The sequence below is a fragment of the Saccharothrix sp. ALI-22-I genome (assembly GCF_001984175.1).
In the GTDB taxonomy this organism is placed as follows: Bacteria; Actinomycetota; Actinomycetes; order Mycobacteriales; family Pseudonocardiaceae; genus Actinosynnema.
Genome location: NZ_MTQP01000069.1, coordinates 258,739 through 274,741, shown reverse-complemented (window position 1 = coordinate 274,741; position 16,003 = coordinate 258,739). Strand labels below are relative to the sequence as shown.

14 protein-coding genes and 3 pseudogenes are annotated in these 16,003 nt (G+C 70.5%); 8 read left to right on the top strand and 9 right to left on the bottom strand.

Going from position 1 to position 16,003, the window contains the following annotated elements:
- Positions 1 to 41: 41 nt before the first annotated feature.
- A pseudogene (locus ALI22I_RS43535) lies at positions 42 to 300 on the top strand (transposase); the annotation flags it as partial.
- Between the two features lie 592 nt (positions 301 to 892).
- Here the strand turns inward: ALI22I_RS43535 and ALI22I_RS55805 are convergent.
- Entirely contained in the window at positions 893 to 1,039 is a 147-nt protein-coding gene (locus ALI22I_RS55805; RefSeq protein ID WP_179118549.1) for an integrase core domain-containing protein, read from the bottom strand.
- Here ALI22I_RS55805 and ALI22I_RS51645 point away from each other — a divergent pair.
- On the top strand, positions 1,017 to 1,322 hold the full coding sequence (locus ALI22I_RS51645; RefSeq protein ID WP_179118548.1) for an FtsX-like permease family protein: 306 nt from the start codon (positions 1,017 to 1,019) through the stop codon (positions 1,320 to 1,322). The genes ALI22I_RS55805 and ALI22I_RS51645 overlap by 23 nt on opposite strands.
- A 33-nt stretch (positions 1,323 to 1,355) precedes the next feature.
- Here the strand turns inward: ALI22I_RS51645 and ispH are convergent, their stop codons facing one another.
- The 5 genes from ispH to ALI22I_RS43495 form a co-directional block, all read right to left on the bottom strand.
- Positions 1,356 to 2,282 (bottom strand): 4-hydroxy-3-methylbut-2-enyl diphosphate reductase, encoded by a 927-nt coding sequence (ispH, locus tag ALI22I_RS43515; RefSeq protein ID WP_077011436.1) that lies wholly within the window; start codon positions 2,280 to 2,282, stop codon positions 1,356 to 1,358.
- A gap of 71 nt (positions 2,283 to 2,353) precedes the next feature.
- Complete coding sequence (locus tag ALI22I_RS43510; protein WP_077011435.1) at positions 2,354 to 3,394, bottom strand: family 2 encapsulin nanocompartment cargo protein polyprenyl transferase; 1,041 nt, start codon at positions 3,392 to 3,394, stop codon at positions 2,354 to 2,356.
- 111 nt (positions 3,395 to 3,505) lie between these two features.
- Positions 3,506 to 4,915: a family 2B encapsulin nanocompartment shell protein gene (locus ALI22I_RS43505; RefSeq protein WP_077011434.1), complete on the bottom strand. Its 1,410-nt coding sequence runs from the start codon at positions 4,913 to 4,915 to the stop codon at positions 3,506 to 3,508.
- 25 nt (positions 4,916 to 4,940) lie between these two features.
- Positions 4,941 to 6,347 carry a family 2B encapsulin nanocompartment shell protein gene (locus ALI22I_RS43500; protein ID WP_077012035.1) on the bottom strand — a complete coding sequence of 469 codons (1,407 nt, stop codon included), beginning with the start codon at positions 6,345 to 6,347 and terminating at the stop codon, positions 4,941 to 4,943.
- A 449-nt stretch (positions 6,348 to 6,796) separates the two neighbouring features.
- Positions 6,797 to 7,663 (bottom strand): poly(ethylene terephthalate) hydrolase family protein, encoded by an 867-nt coding sequence (locus ALI22I_RS43495; protein ID WP_077012034.1) that lies wholly within the window; start codon positions 7,661 to 7,663, stop codon positions 6,797 to 6,799.
- Between the two features lie 169 nt (positions 7,664 to 7,832).
- Between ALI22I_RS43495 and ALI22I_RS43490 the strand changes: the two genes are divergently transcribed.
- The 4 genes from ALI22I_RS43490 (at position 7,833) to ALI22I_RS43475 (ending at position 12,712) form a co-directional block, all read left to right on the top strand.
- On the top strand, positions 7,833 to 10,325 hold the full coding sequence (locus tag ALI22I_RS43490; protein ID WP_077011433.1) for a helix-turn-helix transcriptional regulator: 2,493 nt from the start codon (positions 7,833 to 7,835) through the stop codon (positions 10,323 to 10,325).
- Between the two features lie 13 nt (positions 10,326 to 10,338).
- Complete coding sequence (locus ALI22I_RS43485) at positions 10,339 to 10,755, top strand: acyl-CoA thioesterase (RefSeq protein ID WP_077011432.1); 417 nt, start codon at positions 10,339 to 10,341, stop codon at positions 10,753 to 10,755.
- Positions 10,752 to 11,846, top strand: a complete 1,095-nt coding sequence (locus ALI22I_RS43480) for a zinc-binding dehydrogenase (RefSeq protein WP_077011431.1) — start codon at positions 10,752 to 10,754, stop codon at positions 11,844 to 11,846. The genes ALI22I_RS43485 and ALI22I_RS43480 overlap by 4 nt, the downstream gene beginning before the upstream one ends.
- A gap of 86 nt (positions 11,847 to 11,932) precedes the next feature.
- Positions 11,933 to 12,712, top strand: coding sequence for a cyclase family protein (locus ALI22I_RS43475; protein WP_238598869.1), 780 nt, complete (start codon positions 11,933 to 11,935; stop codon positions 12,710 to 12,712).
- 73 nt (positions 12,713 to 12,785) lie between these two features.
- On the opposite strand, the pseudogene ALI22I_RS54260 reads toward ALI22I_RS43475, so the two are convergent.
- Together ALI22I_RS54260 and ALI22I_RS43465 are read right to left on the bottom strand one after the other, a co-directional pair.
- Positions 12,786 to 13,249, bottom strand: a pseudogene (locus tag ALI22I_RS54260) (hypothetical protein); the annotation flags it as partial.
- A 17-nt stretch (positions 13,250 to 13,266) separates the two neighbouring features.
- Complete coding sequence (locus tag ALI22I_RS43465) at positions 13,267 to 13,566, bottom strand: hypothetical protein (protein WP_202971192.1); 300 nt, start codon at positions 13,564 to 13,566, stop codon at positions 13,267 to 13,269.
- A 274-nt stretch (positions 13,567 to 13,840) separates the two neighbouring features.
- On the opposite strand from ALI22I_RS43465, the gene ALI22I_RS43460 reads away from it, so the two are divergent.
- On the top strand, positions 13,841 to 14,641 hold the full coding sequence (locus ALI22I_RS43460) for a hypothetical protein (protein ID WP_077011428.1): 801 nt from the start codon (positions 13,841 to 13,843) through the stop codon (positions 14,639 to 14,641).
- 423 nt (positions 14,642 to 15,064) lie between these two features.
- Here the strand turns inward: ALI22I_RS43460 and ALI22I_RS54255 are convergent.
- Positions 15,065 to 15,250: pseudogene (locus tag ALI22I_RS54255) on the bottom strand (helix-turn-helix domain-containing protein); the annotation flags it as partial.
- A 554-nt stretch (positions 15,251 to 15,804) separates the two neighbouring features.
- On the opposite strand from ALI22I_RS54255, the gene ALI22I_RS51635 reads away from it, so the two are divergent.
- On the top strand, positions 15,805 to 15,981 hold the full coding sequence (locus ALI22I_RS51635; protein ID WP_179118546.1) for a hypothetical protein: 177 nt from the start codon (positions 15,805 to 15,807) through the stop codon (positions 15,979 to 15,981).
- Positions 15,982 to 16,003 lie beyond the last annotated feature (22 nt).

The window sequence follows — 16,003 nt, the reverse complement described above, 5'->3', positions numbered from 1 at the left end:
GGCGTGATGCCTTTGGCGGGACTTGTCCGCCCGCCGCTGTCGGTGCCGGCCCGATCCCGGCGTCCTCGGGCCGCACGGTGCGCCGCCGGCTCAACCGCTCCGGCGACCGCCAACTCAACCGCGCCCTGCACACCGTGGCCCTGTGCCGACTGCACCACGCCCCACGCCCCACGCACCCGCGCCTACGCCGACCGCCGCCGCGCCGAAGGCCGAACCGACCGCGAGATCAAACGCTGCCTCAAGCGCTATATCGCCCGACAGCTCTACCGACAACTCGAATCACCACCGGTCACCCCTTGACCGAACATAGGAGCGTCCTGCGCGTTGGACTGCCGCGGGTTCGTACTCGTTGATCAGTCCGAGGATGGGCCCCCGTAGAGCCCCGACAGGAGGTTCCCTCCCAGCCGGGATCGCCTTTCCACCCCGAGGGCCGGCGGTGGGACTTCGTCGAACCATCCGGGCGCACAACCGTTCATCCGTGGCATGTATCGGCGATGCAAGAACAGCCGCAGGTGGAGGAGACGGCCGCGGGCCGTGCGAGAGGCCGCTTGCCGGAGCGGAAGTGGTCGACGAACGCCTCGATCTCGGCGGCGGTCCCGTCCACGACGGTGATGACCTCGGCGACGCCGGCGCGTAGCGACGGGCCGAGCCATGCCAGGCAGCCGACCACGTGCCGTCAGCCGAGAGCGCGTACCCGTTCCAGCGGTGGTTGCCCGACCGCCGCCGCGCCCTACGCGACGACGCCGCTGGCCTGTGTACGGGCTCACAAGCCTGCAGACAACGGCCGCGACCGAATTGCCGCTCTCGGAGCCCTTGCGACCTCGCGGCATCGATTGGCGTAGCAGAGGGTGATTGAGGTTCACCCCGAACGGTGGACAGGGGCTTACGAGGTTCAGGCAGCCGCTCGGAGTGACTTCTCATAGTCGTCGGGACTGAGCATCCCCAGCGCGGAGTGCCGCCGCACACTGTTGTAGAACTCGATCCAACTGTCAACCGCGGCAACGAGTTCGGCCTTCGTGCTGCTCGGCTTCGCGGGCATCGCCCTGTTCGTCGGCATCTTCATCATCCTCAACACGTTCTCCGTCATCGTCGCGCAGCGCACCCGGGAACTGGCGCTGCTGCGGGCGATCGGCATGCGCCGCACCCGCCGCGCGGGCGATCTCACCGACCCGGTCGACGCCGTCGCACCGGTGGCGCGAGTTGGAGGGTGGTCAACTGTTCTCCTTCAGTCGCTTGAGGACGGAGGTGGTGATACCCGGTTCACCGGAGCCGGCGGATCTCCTGTGCGAGTACTGGCGGCGCCGACGCGGGCAACGCCTTGACATCGGCGGGACCCACGATCGCGTCCAGCAACGTCATCGTGTCCTCACCGCGGCCGGCAGGGTGAACTGGATGGTCTCCCGTGCCGTCTCGCGGATCTGCACGTCCCACGCGCCCAGCGCTTCGATCACCTCGTCCACCAGCCGCGGCGGCGCGGACGCCCCCGCGCTCACCCCGACCACCCGCGCCTCGACCAGCCACTCCGGCAGGATCTCGGACGCGTCCTCGATCAGGTGCGCGGGCGTGCCCACCCGGCGGGCCAACTCCACCAGCCGCACCGAGTTCGACGAGTTCGCCGAACCCACCACCAGCACCAGATCCGCCTCGCCCGCGACCTCGCGCACCGCGTCCTGCCGGTTCGTGGTGGCGTAGCAGATGTCCGCCGACGAAGGCCCCCGCAACTCGGGGAACTTCGCCCGCAACGCCGCCAACACCTCGGCCGTCTCGTCCATCGCGAGCGTCGTCTGGGTCAGGTAGGAGACCCTGGTCGGGTCCGGCACCTCCAGCGCCTCCACGTCCGCGACGCTCTCCACCAGCACCATCTGGCCGGGCGCCTCACCGAGCGTGCCGTCGACCTCCTCGTGCCCGGCGTGCCCGATCAGCACCACCGTGTCACCGCGCGCGGCGTACCGCTTCGCCTCCGCGTGCACCTTCGTCACCAGCGGGCACGTCGCGTCGACCACCTCCAGCCCACGCCGCGCGGCCTCCTCCCGCACGGCGGGCGACACCCCGTGCGCGGAGAACACCACCGTGGCCCCGTCCGGCACCTCGTCCAGCTCGTCCACGAACACCGCGCCACGCGCCTCCAACTCGGCCACCACGTGGGTGTTGTGCACGATCTGCTTGCGCACGTGGATCGGCCCACCGCGTTGGTCCAGCAGTCGATCGACGATGTCGATGGCGCGTTCCACCCCAGCGCAGAACGACCGGGGTGACGCCAGCAGCACAACAGGAAGGGCCATGCGAACGGCTCCTCGTCAAGTGGGCGGTCAAGTGGACGGTCGGGTTTGAGCGGCAGGCGGGGGCGAGGGGATCAGTGGTCGCGGCGGGTGGCTAGGCGGGCTACGGCGTCTAGTTCTTGGGCGGCGCGTTCGGTGGGTTGGGCGGCGCGGAGGTGTTCCCGTGCGCTTGCGAGTAGGTCGTCGGCTCGGCTCTGGGCCCATGCGCGTGCGCCGGAGGTCTCGATCAGGTCCGCGGCGTGGGCCAGGTCGGCGGGGGTGAGTTGGCTTTCGGTGTGGTAAAGGGAGTGCAGTTCGCGGGCGGCCGGTGTGTCGGAGGTCAGGGCGGCTACTACAGGTAGGGACTTCTTGCGGTTTTGGAGGTCCGAGTACACCGGTTTGCCGGTCACCTCGGGATCGCCCCAGATGCCGAGGAGGTCGTCCACGAACTGGAACGCCAAGCCGACCTGTTCGCCGAACGACCGCAGGTGCTCCACCTGGTCGGGCCGGCCGTCGCCGAACATCGCGCCCAACGCGCACGACGCGCCCAGCAGCGCGCCCGTCTTGCCTTCGGCCATCCGCACGCACTCCGCCAGCCGCACGTCCGCGCGCTCCTCGAACGCCAGGTCCGCGCTCTGCCCGTCCAACAGCCGCTGCACCGCGCCGGACATCACCCGGATCGCCTGCTGCGCCTTCGGGTGCCCACTACCGGCCAGCACGTCCAGCGCCAACGTCAGCAACGCGTCACCGGCCAGGATCGCCGGGTTCACGCCGAACGCGTGCCACGCCGTCGCCCGGTGCCGCCGGGTCGTGTCGCCGTCCATCACGTCGTCGTGCAACAACGAGAAGTTGTGCACCAACTCCACCGCCACCGCGGCCGGCAGCGCGGCGTTCACCGCGCCGCCCACCGCCTGCGTGCCCAGCAGCACCAGCGCGGGCCGGATCGCCTTGCCCGCGTCCGCGTCCGTCGGCCTGCCGCTCTCGTCCCACCAGCCGAAGTGGTAGCCCGCGATCGCCCGCATCGAGTCCGGCAACCGGTCCACCGCCGCCCGCATCGCGGGGTCCACCCCGGCACGGCTCCAGCTCAACACCTCGTGCGCGGACCGGTGCTCGAGGCTCACGTCCAGGTCGGTCATCGCCACAACTCCTGTTCGGGGGATGCGCCCGAGCCCGCAAGGCCGTGGGGACGGGCAGCGGAGGACGGGCAGCCGGGCGCGGCGGCCCGGCTGCCATCGACTCCGGCGTGGTCAGGACCGACCGATCTCCACGTGCTCCAGGATGCCGAGCGCGTCGGGCACCATCACCGCCACCGAGTAGTAGGCGCTGACCAGGTAGGAGACGATCGCCTTCTCGTTGATGCCCATGAACCGCACGTTCAGGCTGGGCTGCACCTCGTCCGGGATGCCGGGCTGGTGCAGGCCGATCACGCCGTTGTCCTGCTCGCCGACCCGCATGGCCAGGATCGAGCTGGTGCCCTGGCGCGTGATCGGGATCTTGTCCGACGGCAGCAGCGGCACACCCCGCCAGGTGACGACCTGCGTGCCGTCCACGAGATCCGTGCCGGGGTACAGGCCGCGCTTGCTGGCCTCCCGGCCGAACGCCGCGATGGTGCGCGGGTGGGCCAGCATGAACGCCGTCTTGCGCCGCCGGGACAGCAGTTCGTCCAGGTCGTCCGGAGTGGGGGGACCAGTCCGGGTGTGGATGCGCTGCTTGAGGTCGGCGTTGTGCAGCAGCCCGATCCGGCGGTTGTTGATCATCTCGTGCTCCTGCCGCTCGCGCAGGGCCTCGATGGTCAGCCGCAACTGCTGCTCGGTCTGGTTCATCGGGTGGTTGTAGAGGTCGGCGACGCGGCTGTGCACGCGCAGCACGGTCTGCGCGACTTCCAGCTCGTACTCGCGCGGCGACAGCTCGTAGTCCACGAACGTGGCCGGCAGGTCCGGCTCGCCCTCGTGGCCGGAGGCGATCTCGATCTCCGCCTCGCCGTGCTTGTTCTGCGGCTTGCCGTTGTTGCGCAGGACCGCCTCGATGTGCGCCCGCAACGCGTCGGCCTGCCCGTTCAGCTCCTGCACCGAACGCCACGGCAGCACCAGGGCGATCACCGGGGTGACCGCCTTGATGGTGAAGTCCCATTCGGTCGCGTCGCCGATCAGGACCTCGTCGCCGAAGCGGTCACCGTCGGCCAGCGTGTCCAGCACGGTCTGGGCGCCGTACTCGCCCTGGCCGATCTTGTTCACCTTGCCGTGCGCGATGAGGTAGACCTCGTCGGCCCGGTCGCCGGAGGTGACCACGACGTCGCCGGGCTGGAACTCGCGCTGCTGGAACCGGTCCGCCAACGCGACCAGCACGTCGTCGTCCGGGAAGTCGCGCAGCAGGGGCAGTTCGCGCAGTTCCTGCGGGATCACGCGGATCTCGGCGCCGGTGCTGGTGAAGCTCACCCGACCGTCGCCGAGCGCGTAGGTGAGGCGTCGGTTGACCCGGTAGGTGCCTGCCTGGGTGGACACCCAGGGCAACTTTCGCAGCAGCCACCGAGGTGAGATGCCCTGCATCTGAGGGGTGGACTTGGTGGTGCTGGCCAGGTTCCGCGCGCCCGCGGTGCTCAGGCTCTGCCGCTGCTGCTCGGCCTCTTCAGGGAGGAGGCCGGGGTCTGTCACGGTCACTTCAGCTGCCAATCTGGTCGAGGGACTAGTCTTCGCGGCCGATTTCGACGTGTTCCAGCACACCCACCGCGTCCGGCACGAGGATCGCGGTGGAGTAGTACGCGCTGACGAGGTAGGAGATGATCGCCTTCTCGTTGATGCCCATGAACCGCACCGACAGTCCGGGCTGGTACTCGTCGGGCAGGCCGGTCTGGTGCAGGCCGATGACGCCCTGGTTCTGCTCGCCGGCGCGCAGCAGCATGATCGAGCTGGTGCGGGTCTTGGTGACCGGGATCTTGCTGCACGGCAGGACCGGCACACCGCGCCACGCGGGCACGTGGTGCCCGTTGATGTCGATGGTGGACGGGTAGATGCCGCGCTTGCTGCACTCGCGGCCGAACGCCGCGATGACCCGCGGGTGGGCCAGGAACGCGGTCGGCTCCTTCCACACGGTGGCCAGCAGGTCGTCCATGTCGTCCGGGGTGGGGGGACCGCTGCGGGTGTGGATGCGCTGCTTGAGGTCCGCGCTGTTGAGCAGGCCGAACTCGCGGTTGTTCACCATCTCGTGTTCCTGGCGCTCGCGCAGCGCCTCGATGGTCAGCCGCAACTGCTGCTCGACCTGGTCCATCGGCTGGTTGTAGAGGTCCGCGACGCGGCTGTGCACCCGCAGCACGGTCTGCGCGACGCTGAGCTCCAGTTCGCGCGGCGCGACCTCGTAGTCGACGAACGTGCCGGGCAGGTCCGGTTCGCCGTCGTGGCCGGAGGCGATGTCGATCTCGGCTTCACCGTAGGCGTTGGACCGGCCGTTGCCGGTCGCCATCGCCCGCTGGATGTGCGCGCGCAGGCCGCCCGCCTCGCCGTTGAGCTGTTCGAACACGGCCCACGGCAGCACCAGGGCGATCACCGGGGTGACGGCCTTGATGGTGAACTCCCACTCGCCCTGCGGGCCGGCGAGCACCTGGCCGCCGAAGTGCTCCCCGTCGGCCAGCGTGCCGAGCACGGTCTGGGTGCCGTACTCGCCCTGGCCGATCTTGTTCACCTTGCCGTGCGCGATGAGGTAGACCGAGTCCTGCGGCTGTCCGGACTCCACCAGCACCGCGCCCGGCTCGAACTCGCGCTGCTCGAAGCGGTCGGCCAGCGCGGTGAGCGCTTCGACGTCCTCGAAACCGCGCAGCAGCCCCAGTTCGGTGAGTTCCTGGGGGATGACCCGCACGTCCGCGCCGATGTTGGTGAACGTCAGCCGCCCGTCGCCGACGTTGTAGCTGAGCCTGCGGTTGACCCGGAAGGCACCGCCCTTCGCCTCCACCCAGGGCAGGATCTTGAGCAACCACCGGGAGGTGATGCCCTGCATCTGGGGCACGGACTTGGTCGTGGTCGCGAGGTTCCGCGCCGCAGCCGTGCCGAGGCTGAGCCGAGGTCGCTCGGTGTCCAAGTCCGAATCGGTCACAGTCACCGCGTACACCGCCAATCGGATTTCGTTCATTGGTCCGGATCGACGGTAGTGAGGCCGAATGCATTACGGGAAGCGGCCGATGTGAGGACACTCCTGAGGGTCAATAGGTCCCCTAATGAGTACTCACTGTGAAAGTTGTCCACCTCAAGGGTGATAACGGGTGATCTTGCGGGCGCTGGTGAGACGATTCGTTATGGAGGGGAATCATTAGCTCGTTTGGCCCAGTGATTTTCACCGGAAAGTGGCCTTGACGACCATCTGGAGTATCGCTCCGGTGGTCATTCCGCATGTTTGCGGACAAAAGATCAGCCTTGGGCGGGTACGCCGACGCGGTGTCTCGCGCCTGTCTGTCGGCAAGTGTCCGCCCCGGTGGTTCCGCACCAAAAAATGGAACGGGCGTGCTGTCGCGAATGGTCACGGCAGCACGCCCAGGTCTTGCCTCGTGCGGATCAGGCAGTATGCGGACAGGTGTCCCGGTACTCCTCGATCAGCGTGCCGCGCGCCGGCGCCGGGCACAGGAACTGCTCGTAGCGGGTGTCGTTGTCGATGAACCGCTTGAGCCACGCGATGCTGTACTTCGCGATCGTGGTGTTGGAACTGCTCGGTGCCGAGTGGCTCGCGCCGTTCAGCTCCAGGTACGCTTTGTCCATTGTGGACGGCATCGAGGTGTAGAACGGCTCCGAGTGCGACGAGACCGGCGCGGTGGAGTCGTTCTCGGCGCCGATCACGAGCGTCGGCGTCTGCACGCCCGGCCACGTCTTGTCGGTGTGCCAAGGGGTCAGCGGGATGGCCGCTTGCAGGGCGGGCCGCTGCTCGGCGGCCCGCAGGCTGCCGCCGCCGCCCATCGAGTGGCCCATGACGCCCAGTCGGGACGCGTCGATCCGGGTCCGCACCGTGCTGCGCTGGGTCAGGTAGTCCAGCGCGGCCAGCAGCTGCGTCGCCCGGCTGTCGGGCGCGTCGAGGGTGGAGTTGGTGTCGATGGTGATCACCACGAAGCCGTGTGACGCCAGCCGGGGGCCGTACCACGAGATGCTGGACTGGGTGCCGGTGAAGCCGGGTGAGATGGCGACCGCGCCGAAGGTTCCCTCGGCGGTGCTCGTCGGGTAGTAGATCGTGCCGCCGCCGAAACCGGAGGCCGACGAGCGGGAGACCGTGGTGGTCTCCGCGGTGAACGGGCCTCGGGGGGCCTCGATGCCCGCCGTTGTCGGGTCGGGTCCGCGCCGGTACTCGGCCTCGGCCGCGGTCGCCGGCGTCACGCCGGCCAACGACAGGGCCAATACCGGTATCAGGGAAGGTATGAGTCTGCGGAGTCGCACGTCGGTGTACACCTCGCTTGGCAGGGGTTACGTACAGCGATGACCCTGCGCCACTGAGTGAGCACTCCGCATCGGTGCAACCACCGGTCCGACCCGGAAACCTAACGCTGGTAGATAATTTTCGGCCCACCCCTTCCGCCGCGCGTCGATCTCCGGCCAGACTGGCCGCATGCTGCGCGGACGTGAGCGGCAGCGCGTCGCCGTAGACGCGTTGCTCGCCCGCGCCCGGACCGGTCGCGGCGGGGCGCTGGTGCTGCGCGGCGCCCCCGGATCGGGCAAGACCGCGATGCTCGCCGCCACACGGGAGGTCGCCACCACGACCGGCCGGGAAGTGCTGCTGTGCGTGGACGACGCGCACCTGCTGGAGGACACCGACTGGCTGGTGGAACTGGCCGGGAACGTCGCCGACGAGCCGGTGGCCGTGCTGATCGCCACGGAACGTGAGCCCTACGGCCTGCCGTGGCTGCGGTTGGACCCGTTGGACCACGCCGACAGCCTGCGCGTGCTGCGCGAACTGCGGCCCGGCTTGGCGCCCGGTCTCGCCGACGACGTCGCCGACCTGGCCCGCGGCAACCCGCTCGCGCTCACCGAGTTGGCCCGCGCGCTGACCTCCCACCAGCTCGGCGGCACCGCGCCCGAGCCTGACGCGCTGCCCGAGGACAGCTCCCTGCGGGTCCGGTTCAGCGCCCGCTTCCACGACCTGTCACCGCAAGCGCGGTTCGCGACGGTGTTGAGCGTGGTGGACGACGAGGTCGACGTGGACACCCTGGCCCGGATGCCGGACCTCGACCTGGCCGCGATCGAGGAGGCCGACGCCCTGCTCGGCGGCGGGCCGCTGGTCCGGTCCGCGTTGAGCACCGAGATCCCGCCGGTCCTGCGCTACGCCGCGCACGCCGCGTTGGCCGATGCCCTGCCGCCCGGTCCGCGCCGCACCTGGCACGAGGCCGCCCGCGTACCCGGTGTGCGGGACGCGTTCGCCGAACGGCTGGTCGACTCCGCCGGCCGCGCCCGCCGCTGCGGCGACTACCGGGGCGCCGCCCGCGACCACGACCGCGCCGCCGCGTTGACCGCCGACCCGGACGCGCGGGCCCGGCACCTGATCGCCGCCGCCACCGACCACTGGGCGGCCGGCGCGCCACGCCGGGCCCGCGTCGCGCTCCGCACGGCCGCCCGGCTCACCCACGACGACGAACTGCGGGCGCGCACCGAACTGCTGCGCGGCGGCCTGGACCTGGGCAACGGCCTGCCGGACGTCGCGGTGCGCCGACTGCTGCGCGCGGCGGGCGAACTCGTCGGCACGCACCGCACGCTGGCCATCACCGCGCTCGGCTTCGCCGGTGAGGCGGCCAGCATCGCGGGCGACCACGTCCGGTACGCCGAGACCGCCGCGTTCGCCGCCGCCCTGCGCCGCCCCGACGAGCCGGACGAAACCCGGATCACCCTCGATCACCTCGCCGGCATGGCCGCCACGTTCGCCGGACGGCACGAAGAGGCACTGCCCGTGCTGCGCTCGGTGGTGGAGTTGGCCGAACGGATGCCGCACCCGCAGGCCAAGATCTGGGGCGGCCAGGCCGCCTACATCCTCGGTGACGCGACCAGGGCGCACGAACTGGGGACCAGCGCGGTGACCGCGGCACACGAGTACGGCCTGACCGCGCTGGTGCCGTGGGCGCTGGTCTACCGGGCGTTGTCGGCGTTATTGCTCGACCAGCACTCGGTGGCGCTGTCGGCCGCGTTCGAGGGCGTGCACGCGGCCACCGCCATCGGCCAGCACAACGCCGTGGTCGACCACCTCACGATCCTCGCCCTGCTCGCCGCGCTGCGCGGCGACACCGAGACCGCCGTGCACCGCATCGAAGCCGCCGCCGAGCAGATCGCCGAACGCGGTCTCGGCCGCTCCGGCACGTTCGGCGCGTGGGCGTTCGCCTGCGTCGACCTCGTGCTGGACCGCCCGGCCGACGCGCTGGACCGGCTGCGGCTGATGGCCGCCGGGTCGGGCGGCGTGCACACCGGCATCAAGGTGATGGCCGCGCCGCACGTGGTGGAGGCCGCCGTCGGCTGCGGCCGGCCGGGCACCGCGGACCGCGCGTTGCGCCGGTACGAGAAGTGGGCGGGCACCACCGGCAGCGCGGCGCGGCTGGCGTTGTCGCACCGCTGCCGCGGTCTGCTGGCCGACGGCCCGCGCGCCGACGAGCACTTCCGCGAGGCGATCCGGCTGCACCGGGCCAGCGGCACCGCCATGGAGATGGCCAAGACCGAGCTGTTCTACGGCCACCGGCTGCGCCGCGACCGCAAACCGCGGGCCGCGCGGGAACTCCTGCGCGACGCGGTGAAGATCTTCCAGCGCTACGAGGCCGACCGGTGGGTCGCGCGGGCACGGGCCGAGCTGCGCGCGGCGGGTGAGGCCATCGGGCCGTCGCAGGCCGACCGGACCGCCGACCGGGCGGCCAACCGCGCCGCCGGCCGGTCCGAGGTGGACCCGACCGCCGCGCTGACACCGCAGCAGGCGCAGATCGCCCGCCTGGTCGCCGAGGGCGCGACCAACCGGGAGATCGCCGCGCGGCTGTTCCTGAGCCACCGCACCGTCGAACACCACCTGCGCAACATCTTCGCCAGGCTCGAAGTGCGGTCCCGGGTGGAGCTGACCAGGATGCTGGACTGACACAGGAGGCTAGGTGAGCAAGGACTACCGGCACTGGCAGCGGATTCCGACCCGGTGGCACGACAACGACGTGTACGGGCACGTGAACAACGTCGTGCACTACGCCTTCATGGACACCGTGATCAACACGTGGCTGATCACCGAGGGCGGGCTGGACATCCACCACGGGCAGGCCATCGGGCTGTGCGTGGAATCCCACTGCAACTACCGCGCGTCCATCGCGTTCCCCGAAGCCGTCGACGCCGGTCTGCGGATCGGGCACCTCGGCCGCTCCAGCGTCCGCTATGAGATCGGCTTCTACCCCGAGGGACGGGACGACGTGGTCGCCGAAGGGCACTTCGTGCACGTGTTCACCGACCGGGGGACCCGCAAGCCGGTGGCGATCCCGGCCGGTCTGCGTGCCGCGATGGAAGGGCTGGTGGTCGCGTGAAGGGCGCCGTGTTGACGGAGGTCGGCGGTCCGCTCCAAGTGTTCGACCTGGAACTGGACCCGCCGGGGCCGGGTGAACTGCTGGTGCGGGTGCGCGCCACCGGGCTGTGCCACTCCGACCTGTCGGTGATCGACGGCTCCCGGATCCGGCCGCTGCCGATGCTGCTGGGCCACGAGGCCGCGGGCGAGGTGGTGGAGACCGGGCCGGGCGCGTCGGACTTCGCCGTCGGCGACCACGTGGTGCTGTCGTTCGTGCCCGCGTGCGGGTCGTGCCGGCGGTGTGTGTCCGGTCGGCAGGCGCTGTGCGAACCGGGTGCGGCGGCCAACCGTGACGGGACGTTGTTGAGCGGCGCGCGGCGGCTCCGGCTGCCCGACGGCACGCGTCCGCACCACCACCTCGGCGTGTCCGGGTTCGCCGAGTACGCCGTGGTGTCGGAGAAATCGGCCACGCTGGTGCCCGCCGACCTGCCGTTCGAGATCGCGGCCCTGTTCGGCTGCGCGGTGCTCACCGGCGCGGGGGCGGCGTTCTACAGCGCGGGCGTCACGCCGGGGGACCGGGTCGCGGTGTTCGGGCTCGGCGGGGTCGGGCTGGCCGCGCTGTTGGCGGCACGGGCGGCCGGGGCGTCGCAGATCGTCGCGGTGGACGTGGTCGGGCACAAGCGCGCGTTGGCGCGGAAGCTGGGTGCCACCGATGACGTCGCCGGTGGGCCGGACGCGGTGGCGGAGGTGCGCTCGTTGACGGGTGGCGGTGCGGACAAGGTCATCGACACGACCGGTGTCGCGGCGGTGCTGGAACAGGCGTACCTGGCCACCGGCGCGGGCGGCACCACGGTGACCGTCGGCCTGCCGCACCCGGACCGCACGATCACGCTGCCCGCGTTGAGCCTGGTCGCCGAGGAACGGACGTTGAAGGGCAGCTACCTCGGCTCGTGCGTGCCGCGCCGGGACGTGCCCCGGTTCGTCGACCTGTACCGGGCCGGCCAGCTGCCCGTGCACGAGCTGTTGTCGGGACAGCTCACGTTGGAGGAGATCAACACCGGATTCACCCGTTTGGCAGCGGGGGAAGCCGTCCGGCAGATCATCGTTTTGTGATCACGTAGCCGGTACGGTTGCCCGAATCGGGTGACAGTGCGGCAGAGGAGTGGTCGGCAGTGCGGAGACGGTCGATGCTCGCGGGTGTGGCTACGGCGGTGGGCGGCATGATCGCGGCGGGCAGTGGGTCGGCGGGCGCTTCGGGTCGGTCGCCGCTGTCCGGCTACCGGTTGGTGAACCTCGCGCACGTCAACGACCCGGATCGGACCAACGTCTACCCGGGCGACCCGGCGTTCACCCTGACCACGGTGACCACCGTGCCGGAACACGGGTTCTACCTGCAATACGCGCAGCAGGGCGAGCACACCGGCACGCACTGGGGCGCGCCCGCGCACTTCAACGACGACCAGCCGTACGCCGACGAACTCGACGCCGAGGACCTGTTCCTGGCCGCGGTGAAGATCGACGTGCGTCAGCAGGCCGCGCGTGACGCCGACTACGAGGTGAGCGTCGCCGACCTCCAGCGGTGGGAGAAGCAGCACGGCCGCATCCCGAACGAGGCCGCGGTGGTGCTGTGGACCGGCTGGGAGGACCGTTGGGGCACGCCCGCGTTCTTCAACTACGACGCCGCCGGCCAGATGCACCAGCCGGGGTTCTCCCTGGAAGCCGTGCAGTGGCTGGTGAACACCGGCCGCCTCGGGCGCCGCGGCGCGCTGGGCACGGACACGTTCAGCCCGGAGTCGGCGCTGGATGCCGAGTACCAGGTCTCCAAACTCCTGTACCGCGAACACCGGATCAGCCTGGAGATCCTGGCGAACCTGGCCGAACTGCCGCCGACCGGCGCGCACATCCTGGTCGGCGGCACGGTCAACCGCCGCGGCTCCGGCTCGCCCGCCAGCATCTACGCCTTCGTGCCCAAGCGCTGACCGGCCCGCGGGCCGACGAGTTGTCCACAGGCTCGGGTCCGACGGCCGGAAATGTCGGTGCCGACTGGCAGGATCAAAACAGGGGGACCCTCTGGCGGGGACGCCTGCGAAGCACTGCGTCCGCCGGAACCGATGAGCGTCGACTTCGTTTAGACGGAGTAATTCCCAACTGGGTCAGCGGTCGTAGGCGGTCGGGGATCGGGTGGCCGGTGGCGCGGTTGTGCCAGATGGCGGCGGTGAGGGCGAGGAGTCGTTGGGCGATACGGACTCCGACGCCGTCGAGTTCGGCGGAGACGTAGCCCTTGTCCGCGATGATCAGCAGTCCCGGCCGTTCGGCGGGCAGGTGGGGCTCGTGGTCGCAGATGGCCATGAGCACCTGCCGCTCGTCGATCTTCGGGTCGGCTAGGGCCCAGGTGATCGGCAGTCCGGCGGGGGGTGCAGGCGCAGGCCCCAGAACCAGCGGGAGTGCGAGCGGCAGTAGCTGTAACCGGCTCAGCCGGCCAACTCCGAGTGCTTCACCGTCGGCCGGGAGCGGGCGTTCCGCGCTTGGAATCTCACTCCATGGCGGTATGCCGTGCGTGCTGAAGACCGGTCGACGGACCCTGCCCCGGGCGGCGGGCCAGAGACGCGAGGACGATCTCCCGCGCCGCGCGGACCGTGGCCGCGAAGGCGGCCGGGTCCCGGCCGATGCGTTCGGCGCTCGCGCGCATGACACCGGACAGCAGCTCCACCGCGAGGTGCACGTCGCCGACGTCGCGGAACTCCCCGCGCGCGATGCCGTCCCGGACGCTGCGCGGGCTTCGAAGGGTGTTCAGGTCGGTCGTCGCAACTGATCTTGAACACCCTTCGTCCATCTCCGGCCGTCATCCCGACTTGCGCATTACTCGTCAGCGCTGGCGTGGCTCGAGCAACTCCCAGGACAGCCACGCGAGATTGGCGCAAAGGCTGAGAACGGCCGACCGCGGTGGTTGTGGTCTGTTCGCACCACACCGGGGCAGGGTCTTCGCTCCTAGGATGCGGTGCACTGGTTGTCGGGGGCGTCGCGGTGAGTGCGCCGTGGTCCCGATTCGTCGGCGTGTCTCGCCGTTGAAGGCAGCCCGTGCACCACTCGAAACCGCTAGAGGAACAATGTCTGTCTCGCCGTTCTTGCAGAAGTACTTCGCCAAGAGGTTGCGAAGCTCGGTCGTGTCGCTGCTGCTCTGGGCGGTGCTCGCCGGCTTCACCGTCTACCTCGGCAGTTCCGTCGTGGGCACGCTGACCGGCGACCGCGCCGAGGTGACGGCCACCGCCGTCGAGGAGACGACCACCTCCCAGACCACCGGATCGCGGCGGAACAGGAGCATCGACCAGGTCCGCGCCCTGCGGATCGAGTTCGAGCACGACGGGCAGCAGCGCCGGGAGACGGTGGTCGCCGACCAGCACGACGTCGGCGACACGTTCCCCGTCTACGTCGACGGCGAGGCCGTGGCCCTGGAGAAGCCGTCGGTCGCCACGATGACCTGGGTGCTCCTGGCCGTCCTGCTGATCGCCGCGGTGGTGTGGGCGTGGATCGCGATCGCCGGGCTCATCCGGACCTCGCGGTTGCGCGGCTTCGACCCGGAGTCCGCCGCCGAGCGGTTCGCCCTGACCGTCCAGCAGATCTCGCCGCGCAAGTCCAACAAGACGATTTTCCTGCGCGTCACGGGCGTGGTCAGCGGCAGCAACGCGGCCAACGATCAGTTCGCCGCGGGGCGGGTGGTGACGCTGGAGTCCTACGACAACACGATGCCGCCCGCCAACGCGTTCCCTGCCCAACTGGAAGCACGCCTGCTCCCGGGTGGTGGGGTCCTGACCACGGCTCTGGTCCACACTCTCGGCGCATCTGACTGGTGGGTCGCGACGGTGTCCGTGGACAACATCCACCCGGCGCCGCGAGCAAATAGCTCCTGACGCACGACTCGTGCCCGGTGCGCTGCTCGTTCGCGCACCGGGCACGGTCGTTGTTGCGGTTCGCTCGCAAGGCCAGGCCGACCAGCAACAGCAGGTCGACAACCGCCTGCTGTCCCAGCCCCGCTCCCTGGCGGTGTGGTGGGTGTCCACCACACCGTCGGTCGCTTCAGTCTCCGACGATGGTGACGCGCGGCCAGGCCGCGAGGTCCGGCGCGGCGACACGGACACCTTGACGGCGGCCTTCGCCAACCTGCGGGTGCTGCAGTCGGTCGTTCTCGACGCGCCGGGGCCGGCAAGACCAGCGCGGCGATCGTGCTCACCATGCAGCTGCTCGCACGGCGCGACGTCGACGAGCCCGCGTGCTGCTGTCCCTGCGGCGGTGGACGGAGCCGGTGACCTCGCCGGTGGCGACGTCGAGCGGGACAACCCGCTCTCGTCCGCCATCGAGGCCCGCGACCAGTGCGTGGCGTCGACCGGCGTCCGTTCCAGCGTGGCCACCACCACCTGTTCCACCCGCTCGTCGGTGATCTTGCGGGGTGCGCCGGGACGCGGCTCGTCCACCAACCCTTCCAACCGCTTGTCCAGGAACCGGCGCCGCCACTTGCCCACCGCCTGCGGCCAGATCCCCAACTCCGTTGTGTGCCACCAGATCTCCTCGTCTCGGTCGCGGCAACCGTAGGTGCGCGGCGGTGATCCGTTAAGGGCTGACCCGCGGGTAAGCGCCTCCGACTGGCCGGGTAGCCCCGCAGCCGACCGTTCGGTGAGCCGCCGAGCCCGGAACGCACGCTGCCTGCACGCGGATGAGCAGTACAGGCGGGGCTGGCCGCCGGTCCGCGAGGTGAACTCCTTCCGGCACTGATGTCGGACGCGAGTACACCGTGCAGTGGTGGTCCGGCCCCGAGGAGATGGTGATCGACTGACCGAAGGCGTGGGGTGGGGCGAGTCTGCCGGACCGCCCCACCCCGGCCTCCAGAGTGGATGACCGGGCCACGCCCGCCGTCGCGCTCGGCCCGGTACAAGGCAAGGCGTGGCCCGCGGTCCGGCCGCATGGCGCGAACCTGCCACCCGCCGCTGTCGTCCGCGGGGACGTGCGACCGTGGTTTCTCGTACGGGAGAGGCGCGGGAGGGCCGCTGTGGAGCGACTGTGGAAAACGCGATTGCGCTTGTGTGCCAAGGTTTTCGCCCTCGGTGCGGTGGCCCTGTTCGTCACCACGATGCTGCTCGGACAGGGCACCGGTGTGTCGGTCGTGGTGCTCGTGGCGGCAGTCGTCCTCGTCCTCGCCGTCGCCGTGGTGGACGGGATCTCCGCCGTGAACGCCAGGATCCGCGAACGCGAGTGAGCGCGCGTCGTGAGCCGTCGAA

Coding starts and splice junctions, on each gene's coding strand:
- ALI22I_RS43510 (WP_077011435.1), bottom strand. CDS start 3,394: ATGACCGACCTGGACGTGAGCCTCGAGCACCGGTCCGCGCACGAGGTG.
- ALI22I_RS43490 (WP_077011433.1), top strand. CDS start 7,833: ATGCTGCGCGGACGTGAGCGGCAGCGCGTCGCCGTAGACGCGTTGCTC.
- ispH (WP_077011436.1), bottom strand. CDS start 2,282: ATGGCCCTTCCTGTTGTGCTGCTGGCGTCACCCCGGTCGTTCTGCGCT.
- ALI22I_RS43460 (WP_077011428.1), top strand. CDS start 13,841: ATGTCTGTCTCGCCGTTCTTGCAGAAGTACTTCGCCAAGAGGTTGCGA.
- ALI22I_RS55805 (WP_179118549.1), bottom strand. CDS start 1,039: ATGCCCGCGAAGCCGAGCAGCACGAAGGCCGAACTCGTTGCCGCGGTT.
- ALI22I_RS43465 (WP_202971192.1), bottom strand. CDS start 13,566: ATGGACGAAGGGTGTTCAAGATCAGTTGCGACGACCGACCTGAACACC.